The sequence below is a fragment of the Solitalea agri genome (assembly GCF_023914155.1).
GTDB classification, from domain to species: Bacteria; Bacteroidota; Bacteroidia; order Sphingobacteriales; family Sphingobacteriaceae; genus Solitalea; species Solitalea agri.
Genome location: NZ_JAMWYS010000024.1, coordinates 355,506 through 379,014 on the forward strand (window position 1 = coordinate 355,506; position 23,509 = coordinate 379,014).

The window sequence follows — 23,509 nt, forward strand, 5'->3', positions numbered from 1 at the left end:
TAGAGGTCTTAATTTCTTAAATCGTCATTATTGATTTTTTTTGTGTTTCGCCTTTGAGGAACAGACGTTTTACCAAATCTGTAATTTAGGGTAATACTAAATTGTCGGTTTTCTTTAACTGAAGAAGAGTAGGATTCGAAATTTAGGCCATAACTATTGGTTTCTGTAATTAACCGCGATTGAAAAGGAGAAGTTACAGATAACGATACGCCCAATTTTTTATTTAAAAAACTATGAGATAAACCCATTGAGTTCCTAAACATGCTTCCCATTTTATTCTGGAGTGTAGTGTTACTGCCGTCATAACTGAAACGGGTATAAAGTATTGGGCCTTTGGCAAACGAATAGTTTAGCGTTCCGGAAAACGATGAGTACAAAGCATCCGATTTCAGTTCACTTAAGCGGTTGTTAAACCAGGTCTTCATTAGCATTGCAGACAGGCTGAAGGAGAGCTTACCATCTAAGAAAGACTTTCGGACACCTATCAATAGTGGTATTCGTTGATAGGTAGCTGAGTTATACCAGGTAGTATTGGTGATCGAATCTGCATCCATCCATGAAAATCGCTCTAAAGCATTATTACAGAATTCATAACTTAATGTAAAATTCAGATTTAAGCCATTTTTACCCATAAAAGCATAATCGGTATTTAACACATGCTTTCGCTCAGGAGTTAAATTAATATTACCATATTGAATTTGCCTATCATTCATAACCGTAATATTTGGATTAACTAATCCGGAACCGGGTTTTTGAATATCAGATTTGTATGAAAAACTAAACCGGTTGGAACGATTCACCAAATAAAACAAATTCATTACAGGCATTAAATAAACATAAGAAGAGGAAAAGGATTGATAATGCTGATCCAAAGAGGTGGGTAAGCCCTTAGTGTTGTTCCATTCAGCACGTGATCCGATGGACACCTTTAGCTTATTGTAGTTTTTAGCAAAATTTAAATAGCCGCTATACACCTGCTGATCATAATCAAAATCAGAAGTGTTTGTGGGGATAGAAGCGAAATAGCTTAATTCATTTTGAGGATAATACAATTGATGCTCATCATTACCACGACTAATGAACTTTAAGCCCGTTTCAATGGTGTATTCTTTTTTACTTTTATTGGTGTAGGAATAATCAAACTGCAAGGTGTGTTCACCATCCTTGCCATTCTGTACTGTTTTTTGACCCGATGAAATTGCTCTCCCACTGATCAGATAAGTTCCTAAATCAGCTGATTCCTCATCCGAATAACGATATGCACCACTCAGCGAGGCGCTTGTCTTTTTTAAGGTATCAGACTTAAATGTGTACAGATAATCTGCATCAATGGAATACCGATCCCGATCATTTTTAAAATTACGATTATTGGTATAATTATATAGAAACACATTCTCTGCATTAAACATGTTGTTTGTTGTCAATCCATTGGTTAATGAACTCATTTTCGTTATGGAAGCTCCAACATTAAACAAATGCCGTTTATCCAACTCATAACTAACTGCAAAGCTATTATTAAACGAACGATTAGAATTTTCATTTTTAGAGGTATTGATCACGATTGTTTTATTCAAGTAATCATTACTGAAACCATTGCGATATTCGGAAGGATTAGCCATTTTCATTAAGCCGGATAAAAAATTAAAGCCCCATTTTCCGGTTCTCACTAAACCTGATAAACCTAAGCTTCGGCCACCAAAACTATCAGCATTGGTATTTAAATTAACAGTATAACCGTTTTCAATTTTAATGGTTTTAACATCAATGATAATGGAAGCACCGCCCATCTCATATTTTGCCGAAGGAGAAGTAATAATTTCTATATGATCAACCGTGCGTCCCTGGGTTAGCTGTAAAAAAGCATTCGGATCGTAACGTGCCAATCCACTTGGTCTTCCGTCAACGTAAACAAGGTAGTTTCCTACCCTATCTTTATACATTAATTTGCCTTCAGGCGAAATGGAGAAGAAAGGCTGCATACTCATTAAAAACTGCAGGTTGTTGGCCGCCGCTTTGGGGTCGCGCTTGACGTCATACACGATCCTGTCGTTTTTTAACTCCAACAGATCCTTTTTACCCACTACTGTTATTTCTTTGAGTTCATTGGTTTTGGCTTTCAGGCAAATGTTTTCTATAAAAGCCGTATCAGCCTTTACACTAAGCTGCTTAAGGCTTTTTATATCCGCTATAAACTCTTCATAACCCAATAAGTTTACAGCAATTGCTACTGCATTTTTGGGAACTGTAATAGTAAACCTACCCAACTGGTCACTGTTACCAATCATTGGCTTACTTCCGGGAGTATTACTTAAAAACTCAATTGATGCATTTGCCAAAGGCTTTTTTGTTGCACAATCTTCAATGGTTCCTGAAAACTTAAGATTATTCTGTGCTAAGGCCGCATTAAAAAATGCGAGAGAAAACAGCAGCGTGGAGAGCACCCTTACTCTTATAAAATCATAGGCTTTCAAGCTCAAAAAATTAGTTTGCTTATTGTAAAGCATCCTTACTGTTCTTAAAAAGTCATTCATAGGTTTATTGAACTATTTACTTTATAAGCACGGAAAGTAACTAAAGAGCACATCCTACTCAATAGCCATAGGCTATAATAAAATATTAATTAAAAGCTGGGGTAAAAACGATAGTGGGAGTGTATGGGAAGGAAAGGCGAAAAGTGTAAATGAGCATTCACAAAAAAAGAGGGCAATATTTAAGGATGATCAGAATTAAAAAAGGGCTTTCACAGCATGGGGTAGCATTACGGTTGAATATCTCCCAAAACGCTTATTGGAAAATTGAAAATGGAGAAACCGGTTTATCAATTGATCACCTTCTCTCACTTGCTGACACATTTGACATACCTGCGTCAACACTTTTAGAAAGTCTGGAAATTGAAGGGCGAAATGTGATATAGATTGTTGATGGTAGAATGAACAATACAATTAACAGATAAAAAAGCGGTTAAATTTGACATTAACCGCTTTTTTTATGCGCTAATTATTTGCCTTGAGTTCAAAAACTTCGGCAAGTAATTCATACGAACGTAGTCTGTCTTTAAAATCGAGGGCAATATTTGCCAGCATTAGTTCATTTACTTCATATTCAGCAGCCAATTGTTCTAGTTTTACTTTTAACTGTTCGGGGGTGCCGCAAATCATCCGGTCGTAATTCGCTTTTATTCGTTGCTGTTCATAGTCGGTGTAATCATAACTCTTAACATCTTCGTACGAAACAGGCTCAAATCGTCCTTTTTCTAATTGAACAAAACGATAGTTCATAATTTCGCGTTGCTGCCTGATCTTTTCTTCATCTTCAGAACAAAACACAAAGAATGCCGCGTTGGCTTCGGGTTCTTTAAAGTTTCCATTTGCTTTAAAACGCTGCTTGTACATCTGCACAGCCATTGATCCGCCTACCGGATTAATAAAATGAGCAAACGAAAACCCTAAACCAAAGTGAGCCGCAAAAACAGCACTTTGTCCGCTTGAACTTAAGATCCATTGTTCAGGAACCGACTGTGAATTAGGGGTAACATTAATTTTTCCCAGCAAGGTTCCCGGTTCAGCCGTATCGTATAAATAATGCTGCAAATCCGACAACTGTTCAACAAAGTCCTGTTCACTAAACGTATTTGAAGGATTTAAAATCGAGGCCGTGATTCGGTCTGTTCCCGGAGCCCTACCCATCCCGAGATCAATACGGCCGGGAAAGATAGTTTCAAGCATACGGAAGTTCTCTGCCACTTTTAATGCACTATGGTTGGGTAACATAATTCCACCCGAACCAACCCTTATCTTTTTAGTTTCTCCGGCTAAATGGGCAATTAATACTTCCGGGGTAGACCCGGCAAGGCTTTTAGTATTATGATGCTCTGAAACCCAAAAACGGGTATATCCTAATTTGTCGGTTAGTTTAGCTAACTCAACCGTTTCTTTTATTGCTTGTTCAGCAGTTCCACCTTTTCGTATCGGCGACTGATCTAAAACACTTAATCGTAATGCCATGGAATTTATTTTGGAGAATCTTTCAAAAGAAATTCTTTAGAAAAGATATTTTATAAAGACAACGAAACAATGAGTTTGTTTCAGGTATTAACTAATCAATTCATTTGTACTTTTGCACCTATGTTAGAGCAGCAAAAAAACAATCCTTTACACGGAAAAACCCTCGAAATGATTTTAAATGAACTGGTTGCCCATTTTGGTTGGGAGGAATTGGGTTACCGAATCAGAATTAACTGTTTTATAAGCGATCCGAGTGTTAAATCGAGTCTGAAATTTTTGAGAAAAACCCCTTGGGCCAGGCAAAAAGTTGAAGAACTTTACCTTACAATTTGTAAATAAACTTAGCCTTCAACCTCAGCAAAGCTCATTACACTAATAAACACCTGCTCACCTGCTTTAAATCTTCCGATATATGGATAATTGATCTGTAGTTTTCTACCTAAACCTTCAACCTCTACAATGATCAATTCGAAACTGCCATTGTATTCGGTTTTGAGAATTTTAGCCGGAATACCAGAAACTGATGAAATGCCAATATCATGTGGATGAATTAACAGCTTACCGCTTTTAGGCACTTCCCTATTGAAAACGGTTGAAAACGCTGCTGCATCAACAATATTAATAGCACCAAATAAGCGGGCCACATACGTAGATTTCGGTCGGTTATAAACTTCCTTTGGGCAACCCACCTGAACAATTTGGCCATTTTGCATAACGATGATCCGATGAGACAGCGAAAGTGCATCATTTGAATCATGCGTGACCATCAAAATAGAAATACCTGTTTTTTCTACTAATGCTTCCAAATCTCTTTTTAAATGATTTTTAAGGATCACATCGAGGTTGCTGAATGGTTCATCCAACAACAACAAATCAGGTCCCGAAGCCAATGCTCTAGCAATGGCAACACGCTGTTGCTGCCCACCACTTAAATTAATGGCTTGTTTATCTTTTAAATCAAAAATATTGAGAAGCTCCAAAATCTCATGGATCCTGTTCTTTTTAAACTCCAAATCGGTATTAGGTAATACTGGAGCTATATTATCATAAACCTTGGCATAAGGATTCAGATTATAATCTTGCTGTACAAAATGCATTCCTTTTGCACCGGGCAATAGGTTTACTGAAGGCCCATAAACTCGTTTATCATTAAAAAGAATTTCTCCACTATCGGCATCCAGTATTCCATAAATTAATTTTAACAAAGTGCTTTTTCCACCACCGCTAGCGCCAACCAGACTTACTATTTCTCCTCGCTTAATATCCAGATGGATATTTTTTAAAGAAAACTGTTCATTACCAGGATACTGTTTATGAAGATTACGGATAGCTAACATGGGAGCTAAAAATAATGCATTTTGATTAACTTTTACAAAAAAGAAAGCCTGTCGTTGCTGACAGGCTTCTTTTTTGCCACATAATTTGAATCCTAATAAAAACCACTTAATGAAATTCCGAATGAAATATTATTTAATTCAGGACCTTGACCGGGTGCAAATACATCGCTCAAATAATATTTACCGTAGATAGAGACACAATCGTATCCGATGCGACCCAATACCCCATATCTGAATGGCTTAAAGTTAAAATCATCCTCTACTTTCACTTTACCATGCTCATCACTAATCTGTTTTGTTCGTCCCATCAACAAATATCCAAAGTCCATCCCTGCCTCAACAAAAAAGCCTTTATTTCTATTTGACGATTTTGGCTGGTAGTGAAATACTACCGGAAGGATAATGTATTTCGACATCAACTTATTTTTACTCAACTCAACATCTGATTGAACGTAGGTAAAGGTTGTTTGATTTGCTTGTGGAGTAATATCATTCTTAAAACGATAGTTTTGCCAGTCGATACCCAAAGCTGCATTTAGTTTAAATTTCTTTTTGTAGATATTTAAACTTCCTGAAACAATATTTAAAGTAAAGTTCGACGATTTATTGGTGCGCAATTCCAGGTTTGGATCAGAGGTAGTAAAGCTTCCATTATCAAGCCAATTGGTAAACCCCCAGTCAATACCACCTAAAAGAGTGAATCGGAACGGGCTTTTATCCTTATGACTTGAATTATATCCGGTACTTTCACCCGAACGGATGATAATTGTTACATTATCTGTGGGGCCCATCTTTATAATGGTTGAATCGGCTTTGCCCTTTATAGTATCTTTCTTGACCGTGTCGACAGTTTGGGCACTTGTTCCATTGACTCCTAAAATCGTTAGTAGTACTGCCAGTGTTAGTAAATGTTTCATTCTATTTTCAATAATCGTTTGACAAAAGGAAACCTCCTTGCGTTATGTTAATAAGCAAGCCTGGTAATTAATTATTAAGTTTTTTGAGTTTAGCGAGTTTGATTCTCTGCCGAATTTCCCTGTTCTTCTTCTTCTTCCGCCTGACGTTTACGTTCAAATTTTATCACCCCCAGATTCAACGAAAAGCTGCTGCTTTTTTTGTTGATGGCTAAAAACTTCTTATCCCGTTTATCAACTTTGGCGGCAATATAATTTAATGCATCTCCAATTGTTGGAATTCCGCCTTCATCTGTCGCATCATTAGAAGCTATCAACGCCTGATGCAAAAGTTTCGGTTCTACCACTGGAATACATTGATCTGAAGGAATAGCACCAGTACTATTTTTTGCCTGGATAAAGCTTGGTTCGGTATTCGAAACCTGAGCCAACCGTGTATCACTCATTTCAACATCTGCTTTTACTTTATTTTTAGCAGGTGTTTTTTTACGAACAGGTGCTGTCTTCTGTTCTTTTGTTTCTGTACCAGGTTCTGCTGGTTGAGCCGACTGTGCTTTTGGAGATTGAATGATCACCGCCCGACTTTTTATCTCTTTATCAGGATTAGGGTCATTATTGCCAACACTTACTATTGAATCACCCTTGAGCTGTTGCTTGTTTGTTAAAAACAAAGCCCCAGCTACCAGACATAAAACTACAGAAGCCGCAATTGACCATTGTGCTAATCGTATTTTCCGGCCGGCTAAACGCTGGCGTTCAAGATCGTTTTCAACCGAAAACCATACTTTAGCCGATGGTTCTTCGTTAAAATTCTCAAATGCTTCACTAAAAAGCTTATCGAAATCTTTATCTGATAGTTGCGACATTACTGCCTCCCTCCATTTTTAATATCCATTCTTTTAATTGTGTGCGGGCTCTGTTTAGTTGCGATTTGGATGTTCCTTCTGAAATACCCAATTGTTCGGCAATTTCTTTATGTCCATAACCCTCAATAGCATACATGTTAAACACTATCCGGTATCCCGGTGGTAATTTTTGTACTAGGTTTAAAAGTTCCTGCACATTCAAATTATTTATTGGCAGATCACTACTGCTTTGATTTTCGGCCTCTTCTAAATCCACTACCGGATACATTCTCGAATTGCGACGATAGAATTCAATAGCTGTATTTACCATTATTCTACGTAGCCAACCCTCAAAAGCCCCTTCTCCTTTATACAAATACAATTTCTCAAACATCCTTATAAAACCTACTTGCAAAACGTCTTCCGCCTCATCTCTATCTCGGGTGTAACGCAAGCAAACTCCCAACATCTTGGATGAAAAATGCTTATACAAGGCCTCCTGCGACTTTCGGTTTCCATTCCGACAGCCGGCCACTAATTCATCCACCCCTATTTTATGCATCAGTTTCATTTGGTTTCGATTATAAGATGACCATGATCTTATAATGGTTGCACGACTAACAATAATTTTTATTTATTTCACTAAAATAAAAACTTGTGAGCACAGATTTATAAATTGATGTTTACACATTAACATTGTTATATGTTATCTTCACCATTTTTAATACCTGTTAGCAAGGATGAAAAAAGTTTCTCTTAAAGATATTGCCAAACTCACAGGAGCCTCACCCTCCACTGTTTCATTTGTTATTAATGGCAAAGCCAAAGAAATGCGCATTAGTGAAGAAATGACTAATAAGATTTTGGCTGTGATCCAGGAGGTGGGATATCAACCTAACCAGGTTGCAGTTTCATTGCGTACGGGAAAATCAAAAATGCTGGGCGTGATTGTTGAAACCATTACCAGTGATTTTTTTAGTTCATTGGCTAAAACTGTTGAAACCGAGGCGCAAAAACATGGCTATAAAGTAGTTTTAAGCAGCACTGATAATAATAGTGAGAAAGGAAGTGACATCATTAACATGTTGTCTCAACGCCAGGTTGACGGTTATTTGATATCACCGGCTTTGGGGATGGAAAATGCTATTAACCAACTGATCACTCACAAAAAACCTGTGGTGTTCGTAGATAGTAACCTCCCTGGTTTTACTGTTCCTTATATTGCCGTTGATAATCATGCGGGTGCTCAAATGGGTATGAATCATTTAATAAGCAAAGGCTACAAAAAAATCGGTTTTGTAACCATTGATATTGAGTTGGAACACATGCAGCACCGTACCAAGGCATATATTAACACATTAAAAGAGAATGGAATCGAAGTCGATAACAGTTATATTTTACAGCTTCCCTATAACTATGAAAAAGAGGGCGCTCTGAATATGATCAGTAACTGGATCCGTAATCACCCTGATTTAGATGCCATCTTTTTTGCCACTAACTATTTAGGAATTATTGGACTTGAAAGTATTCTGAACCTCGGCTTACGCATTCCGAATGATGTTGCTATGATCTGCTTCGATGACCACGATCTATTTCGTTTATATCCACCTGGCATTACCTGTATTCGACAACCTGTAGAAGATATAGCGAAAGCAGCAACCGGAATATTAACCGATATGCTTGAAAAGACAAATTATTCTTTTACATCCACTAACCAGAGCTTGCCATTAAAATTAATTATCAGGGGCTCAACATAATAAAATTCTGAAAACAAAGAAAAAACTTGCAAAATCGATTTATCATATTTAATATTGGGTTTATATTTAATTTACTGCCAGGCTGTATGATATAACCCTCTATAGTGGAAGCAATTTTAATAGTTAAATATTATAAAAAACTCAGGCATGCTTTCCTGATTTTTTTTGAACAAAATGCTAAATCGTTATAGCATTTACAACCAATTATGAACATACAAGCAAAACAGTATTTCGAATTGAAAAGGAAAAATTAGGCAACATTGATTTTAGCCTTTATTAACTATTGATTTTTTAATAGCTAAAACGATATAGTTTTTCCTATTGCATTTATGAATAATCAAGATCTTATTCTTGAAAATAACAACCAATTAAAAACACAAACAGGGAAAGGAAGATGAATTAATCTCTCCTACCCTGCAATAGCAATCTTTTATTAAAAATTATCATATAGATCGAACAAACTATGATAGTTTAGCTAAAACGATTTAGCAATAAATAATTGAAACACTTTACCCAATTAATAAAACAACTTAACAAGAGTGCTTATGTCAAAAATCATTACAAAAATCTCAATGGGCCTACTGCTATTATTGCTCTCAGGCTTTGGAGCCCTGGCTCAAACTCGAACCATAACTGGTTCAGTAACATCGGCCGAAGACAATCAGCCCATTCCTTCGGTAACAATAATGGTAAAAGGGAGTTCTACAGCTGCCCGAACAGATTTCGACGGGAAATACAGTATTTCGGTTTCTAATGAATCTACGCTGGTATTCTCATTTGTTGGATACATTACGAAAGAAGTAAAAGTAGGTACAGCTAAAGTTATCAATATCGCCATGGAGCAAAACAACAAGCAACTTGGCGAAGTTGTAGTGACTGCATTAGGTATTAAACGCGAGAAAAAGTCATTGGGTTATGCAATGCAAGAAGTTAAAGGAGAAAACCTTGTTGAAACACGCGAAGTAAACCTTGCTAACTCATTAACAGGCAAAATTGCAGGTTTACAGGTTGTTCGTTCGAGCAACGGTCCTGCCGGTTCATCAAAAATGGTGCTAAGAGGAAATAACTCATTAACCGGTGATAATCAACCTTTAATTGTGATTGACGGTGTACCTGTTAACAATTTCACCGGTACGACCAATAATGATTTCTGGAATCCGGGATTGGACATGGGTAACGGTATTTCTGATATCAACCCGGATGATATTGAAAACGTTTCAGTTCTGAAAGGGCCTTCAGCATCAGCACTTTACGGATCAAGAGCAGGTAATGGTGTTATTTTAATTACAACCAAAACAGGTAAAAAACAACAAGGTTTAGGTATAACCGCCTCTTCATCTATCGGATTTGAAAACGTTTTCACTAATCCTAAAATGCAAAATAATTTTGGACAGGGCGATAACAACATTTTCGATGCGTTATCAGGCTTAAGCTGGGGACCAAAAATTGAAGGTCAAAATGTAACTAACTGGGACGGAAAAAGCATGCAAATGGCTGCCTATGATAACGTTTCTAACTACCTGGACCAAGGAGTTTCATACAATCAAAATGTTTCATTTCAACAGCAGTACAATCAAACTTCAGTATATACTTCATTCAACTATTTAAATGATCAAAGTATGATTCCTGGGGTAAAACTTAACCGATTAAACTTAATGGCTAAAGCGTTAAGCCGATTCGGCAAAGGAGACCGCTGGACGGTGGACACAAAAGTTCAATACACTAACTCTGGAGCCTATAACCGTCCTCAAGGGGGCCCACGCAGAGATAACGCCTTTTTTGTGACGTATTTATTGCCACGCTCAATGGATATTACCCAGTTTAGCAAGGCATTGGACCAAAACAATAATATGTATTGGTACAACAATACCAATCAGGTGAATCCATACTGGGGAAGTCAATACAACTTAAACCAGGATATCCGCGATCGCTTTATTTTAAATGGAGCGTTAAAATATGAGTTTACCAATTGGTTAAATGCCGAAGTTAAAGGTGGTGCTGATATGTACACAACCAACTTTGAAGCTAAGCTTTACGGAGGAAGTCCAATCACATCAACAGGTCAGTACAGTTTAGGTGAGCAAAGCTTTAAAGAAACCAATTTCAGTACGTTATTTACCGCAAAAAAGGATAACGTAATAGGCAAATTAGGTGGTTTGGCAACTGTTGGGGGGAACCTCATGGCTCAAAAATTTACTTCAATTAACAGTAGTGCTGGTGAATTAAATGCAAGAGACTTATTCTCTCTAAATAATGGCAAAGGCAATCCTACCATCGAACAAAAATATGCTGAAAAGAAAATCAACTCAGTGTATGGCTCGGTACAGTTAAACTGGGATGGTTACTTATTTGTTGATGGAACGTTCAGAAATGACTGGTCGTCGACCTTAAGTCCTGCAAACCATTCTTACTTCTACCCTTCAGCCAACGTTTCATTGGTTTATACCGACATGCTTGAGAAACTTGGCAAAACCTTGCCTAGCTGGATGAGTTATGGTAAAATCAGAGCTTCGCTTGCAAGTGTTGGTAATGACCTTCCTCCTTATCAGTTATACAATACTTATAAAATTGGAAAAGATCCTAATGGTAATACCACAGCAGGAAGAAACGATGTTCTGTATGATCCAAACGTTAGAAATGAGTTGATCAAATCATATGAAATCGGTACTGAAATGCGCTTCTTTTCTAACCGTTTCGGATTTGACTTCGCCCTGTATAAATCAAATGCAACCCATCAATTAATTGACCTTCCGATGGACCCGTTGAGTGGTTATAGCTCGAAAAAAATTAACGTTGGTGATATTGAAAACAAGGGTATTGAGCTTACTGCCGATGGCCGCATTTTAAACAATCCAAAATCTGTAAACTGGACAGTTTCAGTAAATTATTCAACTAACAACAATACAGTTAATTCGTTGGGTAATGAAGTTACTGCTTACCGCTTAGGTGGTTATGATGATGTAAAAATATTGGCTGTTGCCGGTCAAAAATACGGCGAAATCTATGGAAGCAAATTCTTAAGAGTTGAAGATGCTAACAGTCCGTATAATGGTCAGTTATTGTTAGACGCAAATGGATTACCTCAAAAAGGAGAGCAAAATGCTAAACTGGGTAATCAGCAAGCTACCAGTCTTTTAGGAATTAACAATGCTTTAAACTATAAAGGTTTCGGATTATCGTTTCAGTTTGATGCACGTTTTGGTGGTAAAATATTCTCAGGAACAAACGTTGCTATGCAACAAAACGGAACTGCAGCAGCAACCGTTGTAAATGGTGGTCGCGAGGAGATGATTGTAAAAGGTGCTGTATTTAATCAGGCTACAAACAGCTATCAAGAAAACGCAAAAGCAGTTACCCCTCAGCTTTACTGGCAAACCGTTACCGGTTTAGGTAATATGGGTATTACTGAAGCCAATATTTACGATGCTTCTAACGTGCGTTTAAGAAACGTTCAGTTGAGCTATGATCTACCTGCTAAGTTTTTAGCTAAAACTCCAATACAAAAAGTAAAAGTAGGACTTACCTGCAACAATGTTTGGTTAATTCAGAGCCATATGAACGGTGTTGATCCTGAATCGGTTTATGCGACCGGTACAAACGCAGTAGGCTTTGAGAATGCCAGTGCTCCAACAACCCGCACCTTCTTATTTAACTTATCATTAGGCTTTTAACCACTTAATCTGAAATCAACAATGAAAAATATATTAAAAAAATCGTGCATGCTATTGGCTGCAAGCGTTGTCATAACAGCCTGTAAAGATTTTGAATCACTTAATTACGATCCCATAGCTGCCAGCCCTGACCAAGTGCAAGTTGAATATTTCATCAACAACTCAATTATTGGGGCACAAATGGATCCTGATGTGGCAGAACGTTCATTCATTTTATATTGGAAAACTGCAGGTCACCAGCACAGCGTAACCGCAATTTCGGCTGGTAATTATGATGACGGATGGACGACAGCTTACTACAACCAGGTTTCGGGATGGTTGAACTCTATTAATACCGCTATCCAGGTTGCTGAAGACCAGGTAAAATCAGGTAAGCAAAAACCTTATACCAGCAATTTAATACAGGTTGCCCGTATCTGGCGTGCATACTTGATGAGCGAAATGTCAGATAATTTTGGCCCTATTCCAATCAATGCATTTCAGGGAGCTAACCCCAATTTCTCTGATGTTCAATCGGTTTACAATTTCCTTTTAGCCGAACTTAAAGATGCAGGCACTAAACTGGATGTAAACATTGTTAATCCAGCTGGTTTAGAAAAACAAGATCCTGCTTATGGATACGATTATAAAAGATGGAAAAAATATTGTCAATCAATGCGTATGCGTTTGGCCATGCGTTTATCAGAAGTTGACGCTACAAAAGCTAAAACAGAATTTGAAAACGCAGCTGCAAGTTTAACTGACCTGATCATTACTTCAAATGAAACCTTCCAGGTTCAGGAGAAAGATGGTTGGGATGCCTTAACAGGTGTAATGAGCCGTCCATGGAATACGCAGCCAATTTCTGCTTCATTAAACAATTTGTACTTAGGCTTAGGAGGAGTAAAATCACAAGATCAGCTTTCTGAAGCGTTCTATTCAAATATTAAACCTGCCGATTGGATGGGCTTAAAATTCGATGAGCACTTTACCAGCAAAACCAACGACCCATCGGCCGGTTTCTGGTTTGATGGTTTACCTTATACCATTGATCCTCGTGCTTACAAAACCTTTATTATCCCTGGCGATGTGAACAACCCAGATTTCACCAATAGCGGTGATGATGCGGTGAATACTAAAAGAAATCTTGTAAGCGCTACTGGTGATGTTGTTAAAGAAATAGATGCTAAATACACCTGGAATGCTCGCGTTGCTGGTGCATGGGGTGCTAAAGGAACAAAAAATCAGGTGGTAACCTATGAAGGAACCATGCCTCGTTTGGCAAGTAACTTCAGAAAAAGCCAAAACAAGCGCATTTTCTTTGCTCCATGGGAAACTTATTTCTTATTGGCAGAAGCTGCAGAGCGTGGCTGGGGAACTCCTGTTTCTGGAAAAAGCGCATACGAAGCGGGTATCAAAGCCAGCTTCGATTATTGGGGTGTGAACTCATATTTAAGCACTTATTTAAATTCTCAGGATTTTAACAGAGCCGGAACTTCGGTAAGTTGGGATCACACTACTGAACCGTCAGCAACATATACCATGAATTACAAAAATGGATATACCGATGCTCCGGGCGTAGTTACCATTTCATATCCTAAAAATGATCTGTACAAAAATGGAACGGTGAAAAACGACCATTTAACCAAAATCATTACCCAAAAGTTCATTGCTCAAACGCCATGGTTACCATTGGAATCATGGAATGACCAAAGAAGGTTAGGCTTACCGTTTTTCGAGAATCCTGCAATCGAAACACCTTTAGTGAATCTGCCAGCTTTAAATTCGGGTAACTACATGAGCAGCAAGGTTGAATTCTTCCCTCAGCGTTTGAAATATCCATCGAGCTTACAAAACGCAAATGCCACCGGTTATGCCCAGGCAGTTGGTTTCTTGGGTGGTGCAGACGCTGTTCTAACTCCACTTTGGTGGGCTAAAAGGCAATAGTTTAAAACTAAGTTGGTTAGTTTTTTTCATACAAACAATTGGTTGTTTTGGTATACCTCCGCTTCGGCGGAGGTATTATTTGAGTTAACTAATCTTAAAACATATTAAATCGCTCATAATTAAACTGCACTTTACTAGCTCTGTGGGTGCAGTTTTTTATATTTAACCTGATAAATCATTTTAACATGCTTTCACGTCGAAAATTCATTCAAACATCAGGCATTGTAGGTGCAGGCTTGGCTCTTCAACCTAAAGAATTATTTGCTTTTACAGACGCTGGCTTTGAGAGTAAACGTCCTCCCCTTTCGGATCGAAAGTTTACCAGCAAAGCCGTTGAAGAAACCATCAAAAAAATTAAAGCCGAATTACCTAATAAAGAACTAGGCTGGCTGTTCGAAAACTGCTTTCCCAATACACTGGATACTACAGTTGATTTTGAAATGATTGATGGTAAGCCTGATACGTATGTAATTACCGGAGATATCGATGCTATGTGGTTGCGGGACAGTACAGCACAAGTTTGGCCGTATTTATCGCTAATGCCTCAGGATGCCCAACTCCAACAACTTATTGCCGGCGTTATTAACCGACAAACAAAGTGTATTCATAAAGATCCATACGCCAATGCTTTTTATAAGGATGAAACCAAAGTAAGCGAATGGAAGCATTCTGATTTAACAGACATGAAACCGGGTGTGCACGAGCGCAAATGGGAAATTGATTCATTATGTTATCCTATCAGGCTGGCTCACCAGTATTGGAAACTTACAGGTGACACCTCCCCTTTTAATGCTTATTGGAAAGAAGGGATTCAATTAACCTTACAAACATTTAAAGAGCAGCAACGGAAGAACGGAAACGGACCATATTCATTTCAGCGTACCACAGCCTGGGCGACTGATGGCGTTCCACTGGCAGGCTACGGATATCCTGTAAAACCGGTAGGATTGATCTGTTCTATTTTCCGTCCGAGTGATGATGCTACTATCTACCCTTTCCTTGTACCGTCCAATTTCTTTGCAGTTGTATCATTAAAGCAAGCTGCTGAAATGGTAGAAAAAATTCATGGTGATAAAACTTTAGCCACTAGTTGCAATGAGTTGGCAACAGAAGTAAGCAATGCATTAAAACAATATTCTACTGTAATTCATCCTCAAAAAGGTAAAGTTTACGCTTTTGAGGTAAATGGATTTGGCAGTTTTAACCTAATGGACGATGCCAATGTACCAGGATTATTATCATTACCTTATTTAAACGGTGTGGCTCAAAACGATACCATTTATCAAAATACACGCAAATTAGTTTTATCCGAATACAATCCATTCTTTTATAAAGGTAAAGCCGCTGAAGGCATTGGGGGCCCGCATGCTGGTATTAACATGATATGGCCACTCAGCATTATTATGCGCGGACTTACCTCATCCAACGAAACAGAAATTAAACAATGCATAAAAACATTAATTCAAACGCATGGAGGTACTGGATTTATGCATGAATCGTTTCATAAAGACGATCCTAAAAACTTTACTCGCAAATGGTTTGCCTGGGCAAATACCTTATTTGGCGAGTTAATTTATGAAACATGGCTTCAGAAACCTGCCCTACTCAAACAGATTTAACGGTATCGAATTAAATAACAATTAAACTCTCTTATACAACAAACACAAAATGCAAACACAAACTAATTCAAACTTATTCAGCTCTGTTGAAGCCCAGTTGAAAGAACAGGGTTTTACAATTGTTAGTAAAGACGATCAACGCCCGTGGGGAGGCTTTTTCGTACTTGACGAAAATGACGCAGAAAAATTCATTGAGAATTATTTTCCGGGTTACAGTAAAGAGCAATTGTTAATTGGCAACAAACTAAGTCCGAAAATATTATTGGTTGCTCCTGGTAAGCGATTATCATGGCAATATCATTTCCGCAGGGCCGAAATATGGCGTGTTGTAAATGGTAAGGTGGCTGTAGCAACCAGTGATAATGATGAAGAAAAGAACATCGACAATTATCAGCCAAGCGAAATAATTGTTTTACAAAAAGGCCAGCGCCATCGTTTAATCGGTTTAAATGAATGGGGCGTGGTTGCTGAAATATGGCAGCATACAGACGTTGACCATCCTTCTGATGAAGATGATATAGTTAGATTACAGGATGATTTCGGCAGGAAATAATGCTTAACATTCAATGGTATTATTTGATTGTTAAGCGAATGGTAATTATAGCCAACAAAAATTTAACATCAATTTTTATTTCATTCAATGTATTGAGTCGTAATTTTTTATATTTTTGCTAAAACGTTTTAGCCTTGTTTAGGATCAAAATGAGGATAAGATATACAGGATGTTTTTTACGATTGGAAATATTAAACGCATCCAGGTCATCCCCCGACCATTTCAATAACCAAATTGATTCTGTAAGCAACAGTGTTTTAATGATTGGAAATATTTAATCGCTGTAGCTAAAACGTTTTTTAGCTTATATTTATAAAGATCACTGATAGCCTATTTACGCTCACAAAATTTGCTTGGCAATTAAAAACCCATGTTTCTTTCGTACATTTCAAATCTGGCTAACGATTAATATGAAAAAAATCCATACCCTTATTTTCCTCTCTCTCTTCTTTTACAGCTTTTCATTAAATGCCCAAACAGTTACAAAAGTTATCGATCCGGTAGAGTGGATCAACCCTTTAATGGGAACCGACTCTAAGGTGAGTTTATCTAACGGGAACACCTACCCTGCCATTGCCGTACCCTGGGGCATGAATTTCTGGCTGCCCCAAACCAATGTTATGGGCGATGGATGGGCTTATCAGTATGCAGCTGATAAAATTAGAGGGTTCAAGCAGACCCATCAACCTTCACCTTGGATGAATGATTACGGGCAGTTTGCGATAATGCCTGTTACGCAAAGCTTAAAGTTTGAACAAAACGCCAGGGCGAGTTGGTTTTCACATAAAGCTGAAGTTTCTAAGCCTTACTACTACAGCGTTTATTTAGCCGATGCAGATGTAACCACTGAAATTACTCCTACCGAAAGAGCTGCCCAGTTTCGATTTACTTTCCCCAAAAACGACAGTTCTTTTGTTGTAATCGATGCCTTTGATAAAGGTTCTTATATCAAAATTCTGCCTAAGGAGAACAAAATAATAGGCTACACAACCAGAAACAGTGGTGGAGTACCCACTAATTTTAAAAACTACTTTGTCGTTTATATTGATAAGCCATTTACGTTGGCAGCAGCCTGGCATAATAAACAATTAGCAAAAGACACACTCGAATATCAGGCTAATCATGTTGGAGCGGTTATCGGTTTCAAAACTTCTAAAGGAGAAAAAGTAAACCTAAAAGTAGCATCCTCATTTATCAGTTTTGAACAAGCAGAACTTAACCTGAAGCGAGAAATTGGAACCGACAACTTTGAGCAGACCAAACAAAAAGCGAAAGCAGCCTGGAATAAAGAACTAAGCCGCATTACTGTAGAAGGTGGTACAGTTGACCAGACTCGCACATTCTATTCATGTATGTACCGGACACTTCAGTTTCCGCAGAAACATTATGAATTAGATGCCAGCAATAAGGTTATTCATTATAGTCCTTATAACGGCAAGGTTTTACCCGGTTACTTATTTGCCGGAACGGGCTTTTGGGATACATTCAGAGCACTGTACCCATTTTTAAACCTCATGTATCCGGGCATCAACAAACAAATGCAGGAAGGTTTATTAAATGCTTACCGGGAAGGCGGATTTTTACCAGAATGGTCTAGTCCGGGTTTTAGAAATGTTATGGTAGGTAATAATTCTGCAGCTGTCGTGGCTGATGCTTACATAAAAGGCTTAAGAGGATATGACATCAATACACTTTATGAAGCCCTAAAACATGGAGCTAACAATGAAGGTCCAATGGATGCGGTAGGACGAAGAGGCGTTGAATACTACAACAAACTGGGATATGTTCCATATGATGTAAAAATCGATGAGAATGCTGCCCGAACACTGGAATATGCATACGACGATTTCACCATTTATAAGCTTGCAAAAGCTTTAAACAAACCTAAAGAAGAACAGGAGCTGTATGCGAAACGCTCGCAAAATTATCGGAATCTGTTTGATACTGAAACTAAGCTAATGCGAGGAAAGAACCAGGATGGAACTTTCCAATCTCCATTCAATCCTTTTAAATGGGGAGATGCCTTTACCGAAGGTAATAGCTGGCATTATTCATGGAGCGTATTTCATGATATTAAAGGACTCTCGGATTTAATGGGCGGGAAAGCCCAGTTTGCCCAAATGCTGGATTCCGTTTTTGTAATGCCACCGGTTTTCGATGAAAGCTATTATGGTTCTGTGATCCACGAAATCAGAGAAATGCAGATCATGAATATGGGCCAATATGCCCATGGCAACCAGCCTATTCAGCATATGATCTACCTATACAACTTTGCTGGTCAGCCTTGGAAAACGCAGTATTGGGCACGTAAAGTATTAGATAATTTCTACAAAGCTACGCCAGATGGTTATTGTGGAGACGAAGACAATGGACAGACTTCAGCCTGGTACGTATTTTCGGCAATGGGCTTTTACCCTGTTTGTCCCGCAACCGATCAATACGTTTTAGGGGCTCCCTTGTTTAAGAAAATCATACTAAAACTAGAAAACGGAAAATCATTTGTAATCGAGGCTCCAAAAAACAGCGATAAAAACTTATATGTTAAATCTGCTCTGTTTAACACTAAGCCTTATTCAAAAAATTGGATCAATCATTTTGATTTACTAAAAGGAGGTTCCATTTCATTTGATATGAGCGATACTCCTAATACGACTAAAGGAACTCGTATTGAAGACGAACCTTATTCATTTAGCAAAGACGAGAAATAAGAATCAAATAAAGAGGCTGCCTAAATAGTCACAATAACCAGATAGTCTGCCCTTCGACTTCGCTCAGGGTGACTAACTGGTTAATGTCAGGCTGAGCGGAGTCGAAGCCTCGCTCTAGGTAACTAAGTCAAGACTTTTAGCCCGTCTCTATTTTTAAATCAATCATATGAGTAGAATTGTTAAAATCACACTCACTATATTTTTCAGTTTATACTTTACCGGAGTAAATGCTCAATGGAAAACCCCAAAATGGTTGAGTAAAGCGGTCTTTTACCAACTGTACCCCCAAAGTTTTAAAGATTCAAATGGAGATGGCGTTGGTGACTTAAAGGGTGTTGAACAAAAACTGGATTATTTGAAAAACTTAGGAATTACCGCCATTTGGATGAATCCTATCTTCGAATCACCTTTTAGAGACGCAGGTTATGACGTTAGCAACTTTTACAAAATTGCTCCCCGATACGGAACGGTCGAAGATTTAAAACAACTTTTATCAGCGGCACATAAACGAGGGATAAAAATATGCCTTGATTTGGTAGCGGGACATACTTCTGATCAGCATGCATGGTTTCAGGCTTCTGCTCGTGCTGATTCAAATGAATTTACGCATCGCTACATTTGGACACCTTCAAAAGATATCGTTCCGGGTAGTTTCTTTATTAAAAACAATTATCCGCGCAATGGTAACTATCTGAAGAATTTTTTCGACTATCAGCCAGCCTTAAACTACGGCTATGCTAATCCTGATAAAACCAAACCCTGGCAAGAATCGGTTGATGCTTCTGGCCCTAAAGCAACGCGTAATGAATTGAAAAAGATCATTGCTTTTTGGATGGATAAAGGCATAGATGGATTCAGGGTTGATATGGCTTTCTCGTTAATTAAAGATGATAACAATCTGACTGAAACAAAAAAACTGTGGACCGAAACACGTACCTGGTTTGAGCAAAAGTATTCAGAAGGTGTTTTAATCGCCGAATGGAGCAACCCAACGAATTCCATTAATGCAGGTTTCCATATCGATTTTATGATGCACTTTGGGGTGGCAGGCTATCCCTCATTATTCTTTAATGAACACGGGACTTTTAAAGGCGAACATCCATTTTTTGATAAAAGTGGTAAAGGTGATTTCCTATTGTTTTGGATAAATTATCTTCAACAGATAAATGCCACAAAAGGTAATGGTTATGTTGCTATTCCTTCCGCTAATCATGATTTTCAGCGGCCTAATTGTGGAAGTAGAAATTCTGTTCAGGAACTAAAAACCGTTATGGCTTTTCTGCTCACTATGCCGGGAATTCCCTTTATTTATTATGGAGATGAGATTGGAATGTGTTATATCGAAGATTTACCAGATGTGGAAGGCAGTGTGCTTCCGGATGGGAACAACAGAGCCGGAACTCGTACACCCATGCAATGGAATTCCACCCTAAATGCTGGTTTCTCAACAGCATCAACTACTTATTTACCAATTGACCCTAGCCCTAATCGGCCAACAGTTGAACAGGAAACTACAGATAAAGAATCGCTGTTAAACTTTGCAAAGTCACTGATAAAACGGCGATCTTCCTCACCTGCTCTAGGCAATAATGGCGGAATTGAAGCTTTGTATATTAAAGAGAAAACCTACCCAGTTGTGTATCTGCGTTCGTCAGGAACTGAACGCTATGTAATTGCAATAAATCCATCAGCAGGTAATGTTACTGCCAACTTTGAAATAAAAAATGCCAGGTCGCTTGTTCCTGTTTACAGTTCAAACTGCAGCTTCAACCTTAAAAATAATAGTGCCGAAATAAAAATGAATGGTGTTGCTTACGGTATTTTTAAAATCCAATAATTAATGTTTGTGATTACTTTAGCTCTATCCATCGATAAATAACTCATGAAGAAACTTTTACTAGCCATTTTTTTATTGCCTCTTTTTGCTTCTGCCCAAGAGAAAAACTTCATCCAATTTGTAAAACCACTAATCGGTACACAGCGCATGGGACATACTTATCCCGGAGCAACAGTGCCTTTTGGTTCCGTTCAGCTGAGCCCTGAAACGGATACACTGAGCTATGAAAAAAATGGAAAATACAATGGCGATGTTTATAAATATTGCGCAGGCTACCAATATGACGATAAAACGATTGTAGGCTTTAGTCATACTCATTTTAGCGGAACCGGTCACTCCGATTTGGGTGATTTTTTAATCATGCCGACAACAGGTCCATTACAATTAAACCCTGGCACTGCTGATCATCCGGAAAATGGATATCGCTCTAAATTTTCACACGCAAACGAAATTGCCGAGCCTGCCTATTATAAAGTTAAGCTCGATGATCATGCTATTTTGGCTGAACTAACTGCTACAACACGAGTTGGTTTTCACCAGTACACTTTTCCTAAATCAGATAACGCCCATATTATTTTCGATTTGACATCGGGGATATATAACTATGAAAATAAAAATGTATGGACCTTTGTTCGGGTTGAAAATGATTCAACAATAACTGGGTATCGTCAAACTAATGGTTGGGCTCGTACTCGTATTGTTTATTTCGCCATGAAGTTCTCAAAGCCATTTAAAGAATATGGCTTTAAAAATCAGGCAAACGATGTTTACAAAGGTTTCTGGAGAAAATTCGATCAGTCTAAAAATTTCCCTGAAATAGCGGGAAAGCAAATAAAGGCATGGTTTGATTTCAATACCGAAGGAGGAGAAATGATCAAGATCAAGTTTGCCTTGTCGCCGGTAAGCACCGAAGGAGCTTTAAAAAATTTACAGGCTGAAATTCCTCACTGGGATTTTGACCGTGTAAAACGCGAAGGCCAACAGCAATGGAACAAAGAATTAAATAAAATCAAGGTGGAAAGCTTAACCAACGATGAGCAGATCAATTTTTACACGGCTATGTATCATGCGTTTTTGAGCCCAACTACCTACATGGATTTAGATGGAAGCTATAAAGGTTTAGATCAGAACATTCATAAAACTGAAAATTTCACCAATTACACTACTTTCTCGCTTTGGGATACCTATCGGGCTTTACACCCGTTCTTCAATCTTATCCAGCCCAAACGTAACCAGGATATGATCCAATCGATGATGGCTCACTATGATCAAAGCGTTCATAAAATGCTGCCGGTTTGGTCGCACTATGCAAACGAGAATTGGTGTATGATCGGTTATCATAGCGTTTCGGTAATTGCTGATGCTGTTATTAAGGATAATGCTAACTTCGATGCAAACAAAGCTCTAGATGCCTGCGTAACAACTGCCCGAAATCAATATTACGACGGTTTATCCTACTATATGAAAATGGGTTATATTCCGGAGGATAAAAACTCTTCATCTGTTTCTAAGACCCTCGAATATGCCTACGATGATTGGTGCATTGCACAAATGGCCAAAAAACTTGGACGCAATGATATTTATGAAGAGTTTATCAAGCGATCAGAAAACTATAAAAACGTTTACGATTCGTCCACAGGTTACATGCGCTCTAAGCTTAATGACGGAACCTGGAAAAGCGGTTTTGACGCGTTGAGCACCCACGGACAAGGTTATATTGAAGGAAACGCCTGGAATTACAGTTTATATGTACCTCAAAACCCTGCGCAAATGATCGAGATGATGGGCGGCAAGGACCGATTTACCAAACATCTTGATTCGTTATTTTCTATGCATTTGCCGGATGAGTTTTTTGCTGAAACTGAAGATATTACCCGCGACGGCATTATTGGTAATTACGTACATGGTAATGAACCAGCTCATCATGTAGCTTACCTTTATAACTGGACCAATCAACCGTGGAAAACGCAGGACAAAGTAAGAATGATCCTCAAGCATCAGTACAAACCAACTCCTGATGGTTTAGGTGGTAATGATGATTGCGGACAGATGAGTGCCTGGTATATCTTCACCTCACTAGGATTTTATCCAGTAGCTCCAGGATCTGATGAATATTCGATAGGAAGTCCTGTTGTAAAATCAGCAGAGTTACAATTAGAAAACGGTAAAACGTTTTCCATTGCAACTGTTAACCAAAGCGAGAAAAATGTATATGTGCAAAAAATTGAGCTGAACGGAAAACCTCTTACAGGTTATGCATTAAAACATGCAGATATTATGAATGGTGGTAAACTGGTGTTCTACATGAGTGCTAAACCTAAAAAGAAATAAACATAAA

General features: G+C 38.2%; 16 protein-coding genes. 10 read left to right on the forward strand and 6 right to left on the reverse strand.

The annotated features are described in order from the left end of the window. Positions 1 to 8 precede the first annotated feature (8 nt). Positions 9 to 2,531 carry an outer membrane beta-barrel family protein gene (locus tag NF867_RS06295; RefSeq protein WP_252586885.1) on the reverse strand — a complete coding sequence of 841 codons (2,523 nt, stop codon included), beginning with the start codon at positions 2,529 to 2,531 and terminating at the stop codon, positions 9 to 11. 149 nt (positions 2,532 to 2,680) lie between these two features. Here NF867_RS06295 and NF867_RS06300 point away from each other — a divergent pair, with 149 nt between their 5' ends. Further along, positions 2,681 to 2,914, forward strand: a complete 234-nt coding sequence (locus tag NF867_RS06300; protein ID WP_256471363.1) for a helix-turn-helix domain-containing protein — start codon at positions 2,681 to 2,683, stop codon at positions 2,912 to 2,914. Between the two features lie 79 nt (positions 2,915 to 2,993). Here the strand turns inward: NF867_RS06300 and NF867_RS06305 are convergent, their stop codons facing one another. Next, a complete protein-coding gene (locus tag NF867_RS06305; RefSeq protein ID WP_252586889.1) occupies positions 2,994 to 4,004 on the reverse strand; it encodes an LLM class flavin-dependent oxidoreductase in 1,011 nt (336 codons plus the stop codon). A gap of 120 nt (positions 4,005 to 4,124) precedes the next feature. On the opposite strand from NF867_RS06305, the gene NF867_RS06310 reads away from it, so the two are divergent. Further along, positions 4,125 to 4,343 (forward strand): VF530 family protein, encoded by a 219-nt coding sequence (locus NF867_RS06310; RefSeq protein WP_252587124.1) that lies wholly within the window; start codon positions 4,125 to 4,127, stop codon positions 4,341 to 4,343. A gap of 2 nt (positions 4,344 to 4,345) precedes the next feature. Here NF867_RS06310 and NF867_RS06315 read toward each other — a convergent pair whose 3' ends face one another. From NF867_RS06315 to NF867_RS06330, 4 genes are all read right to left on the reverse strand, one after another. Beyond that, positions 4,346 to 5,341: an ABC transporter ATP-binding protein gene (locus tag NF867_RS06315; protein ID WP_252586891.1), complete on the reverse strand. Its 996-nt coding sequence runs from the start codon at positions 5,339 to 5,341 to the stop codon at positions 4,346 to 4,348. Between the two features lie 92 nt (positions 5,342 to 5,433). Next, positions 5,434 to 6,258 carry an outer membrane beta-barrel protein gene (locus tag NF867_RS06320; protein WP_252586894.1) on the reverse strand — a complete coding sequence of 275 codons (825 nt, stop codon included), beginning with the start codon at positions 6,256 to 6,258 and terminating at the stop codon, positions 5,434 to 5,436. Positions 6,259 to 6,347: 89 nt separating this feature from the next. Beyond that, a complete protein-coding gene (locus NF867_RS06325) occupies positions 6,348 to 7,121 on the reverse strand; it encodes a hypothetical protein (protein WP_252586896.1) in 774 nt (257 codons plus the stop codon). After that, positions 7,102 to 7,671 (reverse strand): RNA polymerase sigma factor, encoded by a 570-nt coding sequence (locus NF867_RS06330; protein ID WP_252586898.1) that lies wholly within the window; start codon positions 7,669 to 7,671, stop codon positions 7,102 to 7,104. The genes NF867_RS06325 and NF867_RS06330 overlap by 20 nt, the downstream gene beginning before the upstream one ends. A gap of 169 nt (positions 7,672 to 7,840) precedes the next feature. Here NF867_RS06330 and NF867_RS06335 point away from each other — a divergent pair, with 169 nt between their 5' ends. From NF867_RS06335 to NF867_RS06370, 8 genes are all read left to right on the forward strand, one after another. Next, positions 7,841 to 8,857, forward strand: coding sequence for a LacI family DNA-binding transcriptional regulator (locus NF867_RS06335; protein WP_252586900.1), 1,017 nt, complete (start codon positions 7,841 to 7,843; stop codon positions 8,855 to 8,857). A gap of 545 nt (positions 8,858 to 9,402) precedes the next feature. Continuing rightward, entirely contained in the window at positions 9,403 to 12,528 is a 3,126-nt protein-coding gene (locus tag NF867_RS06340; RefSeq protein WP_252586903.1) for a SusC/RagA family TonB-linked outer membrane protein, read from the forward strand. A 21-nt stretch (positions 12,529 to 12,549) separates the two neighbouring features. Further along, a complete protein-coding gene (locus NF867_RS06345; RefSeq protein WP_252586905.1) occupies positions 12,550 to 14,454 on the forward strand; it encodes a SusD/RagB family nutrient-binding outer membrane lipoprotein in 1,905 nt (634 codons plus the stop codon). 185 nt (positions 14,455 to 14,639) lie between these two features. Continuing rightward, on the forward strand, positions 14,640 to 16,073 hold the full coding sequence (locus NF867_RS06350) for a glycoside hydrolase family 125 protein (RefSeq protein WP_252586906.1): 1,434 nt from the start codon (positions 14,640 to 14,642) through the stop codon (positions 16,071 to 16,073). A gap of 49 nt (positions 16,074 to 16,122) precedes the next feature. Continuing rightward, positions 16,123 to 16,626: a cupin domain-containing protein gene (locus NF867_RS06355; RefSeq protein WP_252586908.1), complete on the forward strand. Its 504-nt coding sequence runs from the start codon at positions 16,123 to 16,125 to the stop codon at positions 16,624 to 16,626. A gap of 410 nt (positions 16,627 to 17,036) precedes the next feature. Next, positions 17,037 to 19,334 carry a GH92 family glycosyl hydrolase gene (locus tag NF867_RS06360; protein ID WP_252586910.1) on the forward strand — a complete coding sequence of 766 codons (2,298 nt, stop codon included), beginning with the start codon at positions 17,037 to 17,039 and terminating at the stop codon, positions 19,332 to 19,334. A gap of 166 nt (positions 19,335 to 19,500) precedes the next feature. After that, positions 19,501 to 21,171 (forward strand): alpha-amylase family glycosyl hydrolase, encoded by a 1,671-nt coding sequence (locus NF867_RS06365; RefSeq protein WP_252586912.1) that lies wholly within the window; start codon positions 19,501 to 19,503, stop codon positions 21,169 to 21,171. A gap of 45 nt (positions 21,172 to 21,216) precedes the next feature. Continuing rightward, positions 21,217 to 23,502: a GH92 family glycosyl hydrolase gene (locus NF867_RS06370; protein ID WP_252586914.1), complete on the forward strand. Its 2,286-nt coding sequence runs from the start codon at positions 21,217 to 21,219 to the stop codon at positions 23,500 to 23,502. The last annotated feature ends 7 nt before the right edge of the window (positions 23,503 to 23,509 follow it).